Below are 12,360 nucleotides of genomic sequence, written 5' to 3'. Positions count from 1 at the left end.
CAATTATTGCTTCACCATCCGATAGTGACCTGCCATCTGGCACCTCAACTATCGAAGGGGAAGAAACATGAAGTGGTTAGCGCAAAGCACCATCAGCGCCCGGATGATCGGGCTGGCCCTGCTCGCCGCGGCCCTCACGCTCGGCGTGGGGCTGTTCGGCCTGTCGCAGACCTCCAAGGTCAACGACATGCTGAACACGATGTACGACACCAACCTGGTGCCGACGGCCGACGTCGCCAACGCCAACATGCAGGCGATCTACCACAACCGCGCAATGTTCGCGTACCTGGCGGAAGACGAAAAACCCAAGCGGGCGGCGATCGCCGAGGGCATGACCAAGAACATCGCGCAGATGAATGCGCTGATCGACAAGTACCGCAAGACCTCGCTCACCGCGAAGGAAACCGAACTGCTGGCGCAGTTCGACGCCGCCTGGCCGCCGTACCTGTCGGCCGCCGCCCAGACCACGAAGCTCATCGACGAGGGGCAGAGCGCCGAGGCGCTGGCGGCGCTGCTGGACCAGGTGGCCCCCATCTTCCAGAAGGCGGACGACCTGCTCTCCGCCCTGGTCGACGTGAACGTGGCGCTCGGCAAGAAGGCCTATGACGACAGCGACGTCATCGTCGCCGAGAGCACCCAGGCGACCTGGGCGGTGATCGTCGCCGCGGTGCTGCTGTCGGTCGGCGTGTCGCTGCTGATCAGCCGCAGCATCACCCGTCCGCTGGGCGGCGAGCCCGCCGAGGTGGCCTCCGCCGCCAATGCCGTGGCCGAAGGCGACCTGACCTGGCCGATCCGGGCGAAGGCCGGCGACGACAGCAGCGTCGTCGCCCGCATGGCCGCGATGCAGGCCAACCTGGTGAAGGTGGTCTCCAACGTCCGGCAGAACGCGGAAAGCGTTGCCACCGCCTCGGCGCAGATCGCCCAGGGCAACCAGGACCTCTCGGCCCGGACCGAGGAACAGGCCAGTGCGCTGGAGGAAACCGCCGCGTCGATGGAGCAGCTCTCCACCACCGTCAAGCACAACGCCGACAACGCCCAGCAGGCCAACCAGCTCGCCCAGACCGCCAGCACCGTGGCCGTGCAGGGCGGCGAGGTGGTGAGCCGCGTGGTCGACACCATGAAGGAGATCAACCAGAGCAGCACCCGCATCGCCGACATCATCGCGGTGATCGACGGCATCGCCTTCCAGACCAACATCCTGGCGCTGAACGCCGCGGTGGAAGCGGCGCGGGCCGGCGAGCAGGGCCGCGGCTTCGCGGTGGTGGCCGGCGAGGTGCGCACGCTGGCCCAGCGCAGCGCCGAGGCCGCGAAGGAGATCAAGACGCTGATCTCGGCGAGCGTCGAACGCGTGGCGGCCGGCACCCAGCTCGTCGACCAGGCCGGCACGACGATGAGCGAAGTGGTGCAGTCGATCGGCCGCGTCAACCAGATCATGAGCGACATCAGCCGAGCCAGCGCCGAGCAGAGCGCGGGTGTGGCCCAGGTCGGCGAAGCGGTCAGCCAGATGGACCAGGCCACGCAGCAGAACGCCGCCCTGGTGGAAGAAAGCGCGGCCGCCGCGGACAGCCTGCGCCAGCAGGCGCAGCAGCTCGTGCAGGCCGTGGCGGTGTTCAAGCTGCAGCAGGGCGGGGGCAGCCTGGCCGCAGCCCCCGCCGCGAAGGCCTTCACGGCCTCCGCGCCGCATACCGCCACGCCGGCCGCACGACCAGCGGCCGCCTCCCGGCCTGCCGCCAAGCAGGCTTCACCCGCCCCCGCGCCTGCACCGCAGCCGGCCACCGCGGCAGCGGGGGCGGACGACTGGGCATCCTTCTGACACTTTCGGCCGCCGCAGATTCACCCATCACTTACACCAGGAATTTCAATCACTTTTGACGATTTGGCGCTTCAACTGCGGTCGATGCCTCCGATAAGCATCTACCGCCATTTCAAACAGCACCAACGTCATGAAATTCCTGAGCAATCTGCGACTGGGCCAGCGGCTCGCCCTGGCCTTCGGCGGGGTGATCGCCCTGGCCGCGGGGCTCGGCCTGTCCGCCATCGGGCAGCTGGCCTCCCTCAAAGGCAACGTCGAGGAGATCACCGCCAACTGGCTGCCCAGCGTGCAGGTGATCTCCGAGATCAAGGCGACCGCCTCGGACGTCAGGCGCGCCGAGCTGCAGCACCTGCTGTCGACCAGCGACGAGCAGATGACGATCTACGAAGGCCGCTTCGACGCGTTGGTCCAGGAGATGGCCGCCGACTTCGCCGCCTATGAGCCTCTTGTCTCCTCGCCGCAGGAGCAGGCGCTGTGGGACGACTTCAAGCGCCAGTGGGCGCTGTACCTGGGCGAGCATCCGAAGATCCGTGCGCTGTCGAGGGCCAACCGCAACGACGACGCCCGCGACCTGGCTCGCGCCGCCTCGCAGCGCCATCTCGACGACGGCGGCGCCCTGCTGATCCAGCTCGTCAAGCTGAACGCCCAGGGCAGTGTCGAAGCGACCCACGCGGCCGACGCCACCTACGGCAGCGCCCGCCTCGTCATCCTCGCGACGCTGGGCGGCGTGGTGTTGCTCGGCGCCGGCGTCGCCATCGGCATCACGCGCAACATCACCGGCCGGCTGGGCGGCGAGCCCGACACGGTCGTCGGCATCGCGGGCCGCATCGCCGAAGGTGACCTGTCGGCGCAGGTGCCCGTGCGGCCGGGCGACGACACCAGCATCCTCGCGGCGATGGCGCGCATGCAGGCCCGGCTGGCGGAGGTGGTGAGCCAGGTGCGCGCCAGCAGCGACAGCATCGCCACCGGCTCCGACCAGATCGCCACCGGCAACGCCGACCTCAGCCAGCGCACCGAGGAGCAGGCCAGCAACCTGCAGCAGACGGCCGCCTCGATGGAGGAGCTGACCAGCACCGTGCAGAACAACGCCGCCACCGCCGCGCAGGCCAACACCCTGGCCAGCGCCGCGTCGCAGGCCGCCGCACGCGGCGGCGAGCTGGTCGGCCATGTCGTGTCGACGATGCAGGACATCACCGCCTCTTCCAAGAAGATCGCCGACATCATCGGCACCATCGACGGCATCGCGTTCCAGACCAACATCCTGGCGCTGAACGCCGCGGTGGAAGCGGCGCGCGCCGGCGAGCAGGGCCGCGGCTTCGCGGTGGTGGCGGGCGAGGTGCGCGGCCTCGCGCAGCGCTCGGCCGAAGCGGCCAAGGAGATCAAGGTGCTGATCGGCGCCAGCGTCGACAAGGTGCACGCCGGCTCGCAGCAGGTGGACGATGCCGGCCGCTCGATGGGCGAGATCGTCTCGCAGGTGCAGCGCGTGAGCCAGTTCATCAGCGAGATCTCGGCCGCGACGAAGGAGCAGGCCTCGGGCATCGAGCAGGTGGGCACGGCCGTGACGCAGCTCGACCAGGTCACGCAGCAGAACGCGGCGCTGGTGGAAGAAAGCGCTGCCGCGGCAGAAAGCCTGCGCCACCAGGCAGCCCGGCTGACGGAAGTGGTGGGCCTCTTCAAGCTGGAAGCCCAGCCGAAGGCGGCACGCACGGGCGCCGCGGCCCTCCGCCGCCCTGTGCCGGCGCCAGCCGCCCGCGCGGCCGCCGCGCCGAAGAAGCCGCCGATGGCCGCGGGCGGCTCAACCGCCCCGGCCCCGGCCCCGGTCAGGGCCGCGCCGCCGGTGCCCGCGATGGCCGGCAGCGAGGACGACTGGGCCTCGTTCTGAGCCCCGCCCGCGACGGGCGGGCCGGTGCTTCAGTAGTGCGGCGGCAACTCGTCGCGCAGGTTGCGCATCACCGCGCCGTCGGGCTCGGGTCTGTCGCGCCGCAGCTGCGCCACCTCGCGCAGCAGCAGGTCGATCTGCGCCTGTTGCCGCACGACGATGTCGTTCAGCCGGTCGAGCAGGTCTTCGGCGTAGCTGGCCTTGATCTCCAGCTCGGTCAGCCGGTGCTCGACGGGTGATTCGTCTTCCATGGCGGTTCGGCCTCAGCCCGGTCGGCCCGCGTCCCGCGCGGTGCGGCGCTGCTCCCGCAGCATGAAGAGGTAGAGGGCCTCGACCTTCTCGCGTGCCCAGGGTGTCTTGCGCAGAAACTTCAGCGCGGACGGCACGCTCGGGTCGCTGGTGAAGCAGCGCACCGGCACGCGCTCGCCCAGCCCCTTCCAGCCGTAGTGCGCCGCCAAAGCGGTGACGATGGCTTCCAGCGTCACGCCATGCAGCGGATTGCGGGGCTGGACAGGGGGCGGCGGGGCGTCTTGCATGGGTGGCGGTCGGGGCGGGCCGGCGATGGTATCGCCTGGCGGCACGCCCCCTCGCCGCCGGCGCAGGAATCCGCCTCCGCGGGTGCTACGAGGCCTGGCAGGTGTAGCTCTCCGCGGCGTTCACGTCGCCGCTGCCCTTGTACTTCGGGAAGGTCGGGTAGCGGCACAGCGGCCGGCTCGCCTGGATGGCCCCGGCGGTGTCGAGCTTCCTCGCGACGATGCCCTGCGCCGAGGGCCGCGTGTTGCTCTCCGCCCACTTGGCGACGGCGTCGACCAGCTCCACCGTATCGGGCCCCACGCCGCCGCTGCAGTGCTGCACGCCGGGCTGCAGGAAGAACTCCATCGACGCGTCGCGCACCGAGGCGCCGCCCACCGTGGCGGCCACGTCGTTGAAGTACTTGATCGAGCCCTTGTAGCTGATGGCCCAGTCGTGCGTGCCGTGCACCAGCACCATCTTGCCGCCGCGGGCGAAGAAGGTGCGCAGGTCCGGGCCGGCGTCGAGCGTGCTGGCCGCCAGCCCGAGCGCGGGCGCGTAGTTCTCGGGGTTGAAGGTCAGCACGTCGAAGGCGGGGTCCTGCGTCACCCAGTACTTGATGAGCCCGCTGCCGAACTGGAACTGCAGCCCGGTGCCCCCCACGGCCGTGCCGGTCACCCACGCCGGCCAGCCCAGCCCTTCGCCGCCGGGCCCCCAGCCGGGATACACGAGGCTGGAGTCGGCGCGGCGCAGCTCGCCGTAGATCGTGTTCACGGTGTGGATCTGCGCATCGGTCAGGCAGGTGTCGGCGTCGCCCGCGGTGCAGCGCAGGGCCGCCGGGTCGAAGCTGCAAGCCTCCTGATGGCTGACGATGCCGTCGGCCACGCCATCGGCCGCGTCGCACTGCGCCCGCACGGCGTTGCCGATCAGCGCCGCCTTGGCGTCGTTGATCTGGCCGCCGGGTGCATTGAGCGCCTTGCCGTTCGCGACGAAGGCCTGGAACAGCTCGGTGAAGCTGTAGGCCGGTGCGCGCACGACGATGCCGTCGTAGTCGTTGGGGAAGCGCGTCGCCTGGATCAGCGCCTCGCGCCCGCCGTTGGAGCAGCCCTCGAAGTAGCTGCGCTCGGGCGCGGCGTCGTAGCGCCTGTGGACGATCGCCTTCGCCGCTTCCAGCACGGTGTGGATCGACAGGTAGCCGAAGTCCTGCTGCCCCTGCGGGTTGCGCAGGAACGAGGACGCATCGAGGTTGCTGCCCTGCCGGCCGCCGTCGGAACTCACGATCACGTAGCCCGCCGTCGTGGCCGAAGGCGATTGCGGCGGCCCACTGATGGCGCCGTCCCATCCGCCGCCGCCGCCGTACAGCAGCTTCTTGTTCCAGGTGGTGGGCAACCGCACCTCGAAGTTCAGCGAGGTGCGGATCGAGCCCAGCACGCGGCAGTATTCGCCCACCGACTGCGCCGCCGGCACGATAACGGCGGTGCGGATGGTGGCGCCGGCCACCGTTTGCCCGGCCAGCGCATCGCAGGCGGCCTGGGCGCTGACGGGGGGCGTGCCGTCGTCGTCATCGTCGTCGCCGCAACCTGAGACGAGCAGGCCGATGCCCACGGCGCAGGCGCCCGCAAGCCACTGCGCCCGGCGGGCCGGGAAGGGGTTTCTCATCATTGTCTCCTTGGCACGGGCGTTCCTAGACTGGACGCCTGCAGGGTTTTCGAACGGCTGGTACGCCGCCGAAATCATGCTAAGCCGGCCCCCGTCGGCATACTGTCTGTGCAATGACAATCTCGGCCTCGCTCGCGGCGATGTTGCGCGGCTCGATGTGGGCACACGGCCTGTCCGAGGAACAGATGCACCGGGTCGAGCGCGACACGCTGGAGCGCAGCTACGCCGCCGGTGCGGTGATCTGCCGCCGCGACGAGCCCGCACTGCACTGGCTGGGCGTGATCGCGGGCATGGCCAAGGTCGACAACGTGGCCGCCGACGGCCGCGTGACCACGTTCAGCTGCATGTCGCCCGGCGGCTGGTTCGGCGAAGGCTCGGTGCTGAAGAAGGAGCCGCGCCCCTACGAGGTGGTGGCGCTGCACGACACGCGCATGGCGCTCATGCCCATCGCCACCTTCGACTGGCTGCTGGCCACCAGCCTGCCGTTCAACCGCTTCCTGATCGACCAGCTCAACGCGCGGCTGGGCCAGTTCATCGCACTGGTGGAAAGCAGCCGCATGCACGACGTCGCGGGCCATGTGGCGCACTGCCTGGCCGAGCTGTTCAACCCGCAGCTCAATCCGCAGGCGCAAGGGATGCCGAGCGCTGCCTCGCCGCAGACCGTCGCGCTGTCGCAGGAAGAGCTGGGGCGGCTGTCGGGCCTGTCGCGGCAGATCGCGAACCGCGCGCTGCACCAACTGGAAAACGCCGGCCTCGTGCGGGTGAGCTACGGGGCCATCGACGTCAACGACATCGACGGTCTGCGGCGCTTCTCGCGCTCGCACTGAGGCGCCCTGCAGCCCGGCGCCTTGCCAGACCACCGGCGTTCAAACGGGCCATATGCGCCCGCCGCCGATGCATAGCCGCAGCGCTTCGTTCACGGCCAACCGGCCTGCCCCTACGCTGCACGGCGACGCCACCCACCCTCAGGAACACGCCTTGACCGCCCGCCTGCCCCAGGCCCCCCATCGCATCGAAGGGGTGGACCACATCCAGCTGCCGATCGATCCGGGCGGCAGCGCGCAGGCCCGCGCCTTCTACGAAGGCCTGCTCGGCCTCGTCGAGCTGCGCGATCCGCTGCTCGACCGGCCCGGCACCCTGCGCTTCGCGCTCGGCACGCACCGGCTCGATCTCACCGAAGGCCACTACAGCGGCGTCGCGCCCCAGGCTCATCTGGCGCTGCGGGTGCGCGACCTCGCCGGCATCGCGCGCCAGCTGCGCGCCGCCGGCCTGCCGCTCGACGAAGCGCCGCTGCCTAGCGGCGAGGAGCGCCTCTACGTCGAAGACCCCTTCCGCAACCGGCTCGAACTCATCGCACAGCCGCACGCCTCCCATCGCGCACCGGACCTGGCCGGGCTGCGCTTCTCCGTCTGAACGCCGCCGTGGCCGCCCACCTGCTCGCCCTGCCCGAGCCGCCGCCCGCGGCCGCGCCCCAGCGCGCGAAGGCCCTGTACTGCCACGATCCGCGCTCGCTGGAACTGCTGGCGCACATCGAGCGCCTCGCGCGCAGCGATGCCACCGTGCTCGTCACTGGCGAGACCGGCACCGGCAAGGAGCTGGTGGCCCGCCACATCCACCGCACGAGCGGGCGAGGCGGGCCGTTCGTCGCCATCAACTGCGGCGCGTTCAGCGAATCGCTGATCGATGCCGAGCTGTTCGGCCACGAGGCCGGCGCCTACACCGGTGCGGCCGGCGCACGCGCGGGCTGGTTCGAGGCCGCCAACGGCGGCACGCTGTTCCTCGACGAGATCGGCGACCTGCCGCTGATGCACCAGGTCAAGCTGCTGCGCGTGCTGCAGGAGCGGCAGGTGGTGCGCCTGGGGGCGCGGCGGCCGGTGCCGGTGGATGTGCGGCTCATCGCCGCCACCAACGTCGACCTGCATGCCGCGGTGGATGCCAGGCGCTTCCGCGCCGACCTCTTCTACCGCCTCAGCGTGGCGCCCGTGGCACTGCCGCCGCTGCGCGAGAGGCGCGGCGACATCCTGCCGCTGACGCAGCATTTCATCGGCGTGTACGGCCCGAAGCTCGGCCTGGCGCATGCCGTGTTCTCGCCCGCCGCACGCGAGGCCCTGCTCGCGCATGCATGGCCTGGCAACATCCGCGAGCTCGAGAACGCCGTGCACTTCGCGCTGCTGGTATCGCGGGACGGCGTGTTGCAACTCGGCGACCTGCAGCTGACACGGCGCAGCCGGCCGCCGCAGCCCGAGCCGGCGTCGCCCGCCGCTGCCCCGCCCGATGCCCGGCAGCGCCTGGGCGCTCTGTTCGACGAACTGCTGGGCGAACACACCGCGTCGCTGTTCCAGGCCGTCGAGGAAACACTGGTGCGCCGCGCCTACGAGGCCTGCAACAACAACCAGGTCCACACCGCGCAGCGGCTGGGCGTCACCCGCAACACGCTGCGCACGCTGCTCAAGCGGCACGGCCTGCTGCTCGACCGCCTGACGAGCGAGCTGCACGAACAGGCCAGCGCATATCGGTCTGACAAAACCTTCGTTGCCGCACCCGCCCCCGGCACCTAGCCTTCCACACCATGACCACACCCCATCGCATCACCGTCGTCGTCGGCAACACCGGCGAACGCTCCCGCACGAAGGTGCTCGCGCAGGCCATCGCCGACGCGCTCTCGGCGGCCCTGCCCGTGACGCTGCAGGTGCTGGAGATCGCCAAGCTCGCGCCGCACATCGGCGTGGCCAACGCCCCCCAGGACCTCTCGCCCGAAGGCGCCGCGGCGCTGCGCGCCATCGAGACGGCAGACCTCGTCGTGGCGGTGAGCCCGGTCTACAAGGGCTCGTATTCGGGCCTCTTCAAGCACTTGTTCGACCTGCTGTCGCCGGACGCCCTCGTCGGCCGGCCCGTGCTGCTCGCGGCCAACGGCGGCAGCGACCGCCATGCGCTGGTCGTCGACCATCAGTTGCGGCCGCTGTTCGCGTTCTTCCGCGCATTGACGGTGCCCTCAGCGGTGTACGCCGCGGCATCCGACTTCGACGGCTACGTGCTCGACAGCGAAGCCCTGCGGGCCCGCATCGACGAAGCCGTGTTGCAGGCCCGCCTCCTGCTCGCCGCACGCACGCCCGGGCAGTCGCTGCTGCGCGAAGCCGCCTAGCGCCGCCGCGGCCGTTCGGGCCGTCCAGGCCGCCACGCTCCCCCGTCCGCCGCGCCAGCGGCTGCGCCCGCTGGCCCGCGCCGGCACGGCCTGCAGGTCACGGCCTGCATATACAAGCTCGCTTTGATTCGTTCTGCGTATGCAGGCCGCTGCGTATCGTTCCGTCCACCTTGTTCGACGGACCACGGACCTCATCATGATTCGACGCATACCCTCCTGGCTGGCCGCCGCCGCCATCACCCTGTCGCTGCCTGCCGCCTGGGCGCAAAGCGGCGAGCTGCTGCGCATCGGCTACCAGAAGTCGGCCAGCCTGCTGGCGCTGCAGAAGGCGCAGGGCACGCTGGAGAAGAAGCTCGCGCCCCTGGGCGTGGGCGTGAAGTGGGTGGAGTTCCCGGCCGGCCCGCAACTGCTGGAGGGCCTGAACGTCGGCTCCGTCGACGTCGGCTTCGTGGGGGAGGCGCCGCCGATCTTCGCGCAGGCCGCGGGCGCCGACTTCGTCTACATCGGCAACGACCCCGCCTCGCCGCAGGCCGAGGCCATCGTCGTGCCCAAGGATTCGCCGCTGAAGACCGTGGCCGAGTTGAAGGGCAAGAAGGTCGCGTTCAACAAAGGCAGCAACGTGCACTACCTGCTGGTGCGTGCGCTGGAGAAGGCGGGTTTGAAGTACGCCGACATCCAGCCCGTGTTCCTGCCGCCGGCCGATGCACGCGCCGCGTTCGAGCGCGGCGCGGTCGATGCCTGGGCGATCTGGGATCCGTTCCTGTCCGCGGTCGAGAAGCAGGCCGGCGCGCGCGTGCTCGTCAATGCGCAGGGCATCGTGCCCAACTACGCCTACTACCTGGCCGAGCGCAGCTATGCGCAGAAGAAGCCGCAGGTCATCCAGGCGCTCTTCGCCGACAGCGTGGAGCAGGGCCGCTGGCTGAAGGCCAACATCCAGAAGGCCGCGCAGCTCATCGCGCCGATCCAGGGCCTGGAAGTGGCCGTCGTCGAACAGGCGCTGCAGCGCTACCAGTTCAACGTCGTGCCCGTCACGCCCGCGGTGGCGGCCGAGCAGCAGAAGATCGCCGACACGTTCTTCGAGCTGAAGCTGATCCCGAAGGCGATCCGCATCACCGACGCGCTGCCCGACGCGGCCAAGTAAGCGCACTCCCTCGAGGATCGACATGGCATCGCAACAACCCCTCTTCGCGCGGCGGCGCGCCGTACTCGGTGCGCTGGCCGCCTCGTTTGTCGCCGCCGGGGCCGCCCATGCCCAGGGCTCGCCCGGTGAACTGCGCATCGGCTTCCAGAAGGGCTCCTTCACGCTGGTGCTGCTGAAGAGCCTGGGCCTGCTCGACAAGCACCTGCCGGGCACCCCGGTCCGCTGGGTGGAGTTCCCCGCCGGCCCGCAACTGCTGGAGGCGCTGGCCGTGGGCAGCGTCGAGTTCGGCGCCGTGGGCGATTCACCGCCGGTCTTCGCGCAGGCCGCGGGCAAGGACCTCTTCTACGTCGGCACCGAGCCCGCCAAGCCGCTCGCTTCCGCGCTGCTGGTGAAGCCCGGTTCGGCCATCACCTCGCTGGCCGGCCTGAAGGGCAAGCGCATCGCCGCGCAGAAGGGCTCGAGCGCGCACTACCTGCTGGTGCAGGCCGTGAAGAAGGGCGGCCTGCAGTGGAGCGACATCACCCCGGTCTACCTGCCGCCGGCCGATGCCCGCGCCGCCTTCGAAAAGGGCGCGGTCGACGCCTGGGCCATCTGGGATCCGTACTACGCGGCCGCGGAAGTCGGCGGCAACGTGCGCGTGCTGGCCACGGGCCAGGGGCTGTCGTCGAACACTTCGTTCTACCTCGCCTCCCGCGGCCTCACGCAGCGCGAGGCCGACCTCGCCGCGCTGTTCGCCGCCCTCACCGCCACCGATGCCTGGGCGCAGGCCAACCGCAAGGAAGCCGCGCAGCGCTTCGCCGACTTCGCGGGCCTGGGCCTGGCCACCGTGCACCGCGTGCTCGAACGCCGGCCGCCGTCGCCCGTGGGGCCCCTGACGCCCGCCATCGTGGCCGACCAGCAGCGCGTGGCCGATGCCTTCGCGCAGCTCGGGCTCATCCCCAAGCCCATCCGCGTGGCCGACATCGTCTGGCAGCCGGGCGGCGCCAAGCTGGCGGCGCGCTGACCCCATCCCTCCCCTCTTCGAAGCCTGTTGCGCCATGACGCTCAAGATCCTCTGGTTCATCCCCACGCACGGCGACAGCCGCTACCTCGGCACCGCGCACGGGGGCCGGCAAGCCGACTTCAACTACTTCAAGCAGGTGGCCGTGGCCGCCGACACGCTGGGCTACGAGGGGGTGCTGATTCCCACCGGCAAGTCGTGCGAAGACCCGTGGACCGTGGCTTCGAGCCTGATCGACGCGACGCGGCGGCTGAAGTTTCTGGTGGCGCTGCGGCCGGGGCTGATGACGCCGGTGCAGCAGGCCCGCATTGCCGCCACCTTCGACCGCCTGTCGGGCGGCCGGCTGCTGCTGAACCTGGTGACCGGCGGCGACGCCGAGGAACTGGAAGGCGACGGCCTCTTCCTGTCGCACGCCGACCGCTACAAGCTGTCGCAGGAGTTCCTGGCCATCTGGCGCGAGGTGCTGACGCGCAGCCATGAAGGCACGCCGTTCGACTACCAAGGCGATCACCTGCGCGTGAAGGGCGCCAAGCTGCTCTACCCGCCGGTGCAGGCGCCCTATCCGCCCCTCTTCTTCGGCGGCTCGTCGCCGGAGGCGCACGACCTGGCCGCGCGCCAGCTCGACACCTACCTCACCTGGGGCGAACCGCCGGCGGCGGTGGCGGCCAAGGTGGCCGACATCCGCGAGCGCGCCGCCGCGCTGGGCCGCACCCTCACCTACGGCATCCGGCTGCACGTCATCGTGCGCGAGACCGAGGACGAAGCCTGGGCCGCGGCGCGCGACCTGGTCAAGCACCTCGACCCGGCCACCGTGGCCGCGGCGCAGAAGAAGTTCGCGAGCATGGACAGCGAGGGCCAGCGCCGCATGGCGGCGCTGCACGGCGGGCGCTTCGATCCGGGCGACATCCGCAAGGGGCTGGAGGTGCACCCGCACCTGTGGGCCGGCGTGGGCCTGGTGCGCGGCGGGGCCGGCACCGCGCTGGTGGGCAACCCGCAGCAGGTGGCTTCGCTCATCAAGGAATACGCCGACCTGGGGCTCGAGTACTTCGTGCTCAGCGGCTACCCGCACCTGGAAGAAGCCTACCGCTTTGCCGAGCTGGTCTTCCCGCTGCTGCCGCTGTCGCTGCGCGAGAAGCTGGTGCAGCCCCGGCTCACTGGCCCCTTCGGCGAGATCGTGGCGAACTCCTACGTACCCCAAACCGCTTCGGCGAGCTGA

General features: G+C 70.6%; 12 protein-coding genes. 9 read left to right on the top strand and 3 right to left on the bottom strand.

Translation table 11 applies throughout. The annotated features are described in order from the left end of the window. Positions 1-67: 67 nt before the first annotated feature. Both V4F39_RS06575 and V4F39_RS06570 read left to right on the top strand, forming a co-directional pair. Complete coding sequence (locus V4F39_RS06575) at positions 68-1,813, top strand: methyl-accepting chemotaxis protein (protein WP_332288517.1); 1,746 nt, start codon at positions 68-70, stop codon at positions 1,811-1,813. A gap of 130 nt (positions 1,814-1,943) precedes the next feature. Then, the gene (locus V4F39_RS06570; protein WP_332288516.1) at positions 1,944-3,695 is read left to right on the top strand and encodes a methyl-accepting chemotaxis protein; all 1,752 of its coding nucleotides are present in this window, start codon (positions 1,944-1,946) and stop codon (positions 3,693-3,695) included. 29 nt (positions 3,696-3,724) lie between these two features. Here V4F39_RS06570 and V4F39_RS06565 read toward each other — a convergent pair whose 3' ends face one another. The 3 genes from V4F39_RS06565 to V4F39_RS06555 all read right to left on the bottom strand — a co-directional run bounded on the left by V4F39_RS06565 (position 3,725) and on the right by V4F39_RS06555 (position 5,861). After that, positions 3,725-3,943: a SlyX family protein gene (locus tag V4F39_RS06565; RefSeq protein WP_332288515.1), complete on the bottom strand. Its 219-nt coding sequence runs from the start codon at positions 3,941-3,943 to the stop codon at positions 3,725-3,727. A 12-nt stretch (positions 3,944-3,955) separates the two neighbouring features. Next, positions 3,956-4,228 carry a VF530 family protein gene (locus tag V4F39_RS06560; protein ID WP_332288514.1) on the bottom strand — a complete coding sequence of 91 codons (273 nt, stop codon included), beginning with the start codon at positions 4,226-4,228 and terminating at the stop codon, positions 3,956-3,958. Positions 4,229-4,313: 85 nt separating this feature from the next. Beyond that, positions 4,314-5,861 carry a tannase/feruloyl esterase family alpha/beta hydrolase gene (locus V4F39_RS06555; protein WP_332288513.1) on the bottom strand — a complete coding sequence of 516 codons (1,548 nt, stop codon included), beginning with the start codon at positions 5,859-5,861 and terminating at the stop codon, positions 4,314-4,316. Positions 5,862-5,974: 113 nt separating this feature from the next. Between V4F39_RS06555 and V4F39_RS06550 the strand changes: the two genes are divergently transcribed. The 7 genes from V4F39_RS06550 (at position 5,975) to ssuD (ending at position 12,360) form a co-directional block, all read left to right on the top strand. Continuing rightward, entirely contained in the window at positions 5,975-6,688 is a 714-nt protein-coding gene (locus V4F39_RS06550; RefSeq protein WP_332288512.1) for a Crp/Fnr family transcriptional regulator, read from the top strand. 151 nt (positions 6,689-6,839) lie between these two features. Continuing rightward, entirely contained in the window at positions 6,840-7,274 is a 435-nt protein-coding gene (locus tag V4F39_RS06545) for a VOC family protein (protein ID WP_332288511.1), read from the top strand. A gap of 8 nt (positions 7,275-7,282) precedes the next feature. After that, positions 7,283-8,419: a sigma-54 interaction domain-containing protein gene (locus V4F39_RS06540; protein WP_332288510.1), complete on the top strand. Its 1,137-nt coding sequence runs from the start codon at positions 7,283-7,285 to the stop codon at positions 8,417-8,419. 11 nt (positions 8,420-8,430) lie between these two features. Beyond that, positions 8,431-9,003 (top strand): FMN reductase, encoded by a 573-nt coding sequence (gene msuE / locus V4F39_RS06535; protein ID WP_332288509.1) that lies wholly within the window; start codon positions 8,431-8,433, stop codon positions 9,001-9,003. Between the two features lie 196 nt (positions 9,004-9,199). Continuing rightward, complete coding sequence (locus V4F39_RS06530; RefSeq protein ID WP_332288508.1) at positions 9,200-10,144, top strand: sulfonate ABC transporter substrate-binding protein; 945 nt, start codon at positions 9,200-9,202, stop codon at positions 10,142-10,144. Between the two features lie 22 nt (positions 10,145-10,166). Then, positions 10,167-11,147 carry an aliphatic sulfonate ABC transporter substrate-binding protein gene (locus V4F39_RS06525; protein ID WP_332288507.1) on the top strand — a complete coding sequence of 327 codons (981 nt, stop codon included), beginning with the start codon at positions 10,167-10,169 and terminating at the stop codon, positions 11,145-11,147. Between the two features lie 34 nt (positions 11,148-11,181). Then, entirely contained in the window at positions 11,182-12,360 is a 1,179-nt protein-coding gene (gene ssuD, locus V4F39_RS06520) for an FMNH2-dependent alkanesulfonate monooxygenase (protein ID WP_332288506.1), read from the top strand.

This window comes from Aquincola agrisoli (assembly GCF_036621135.1).
GTDB classification, from domain to species: domain Bacteria; phylum Pseudomonadota; class Gammaproteobacteria; order Burkholderiales; family Burkholderiaceae_C; genus Aquincola; species Aquincola agrisoli.
Note: the sequence above shows the minus strand (reverse complement) of the source record. Positions and strands in the feature narration are given on the sequence as shown.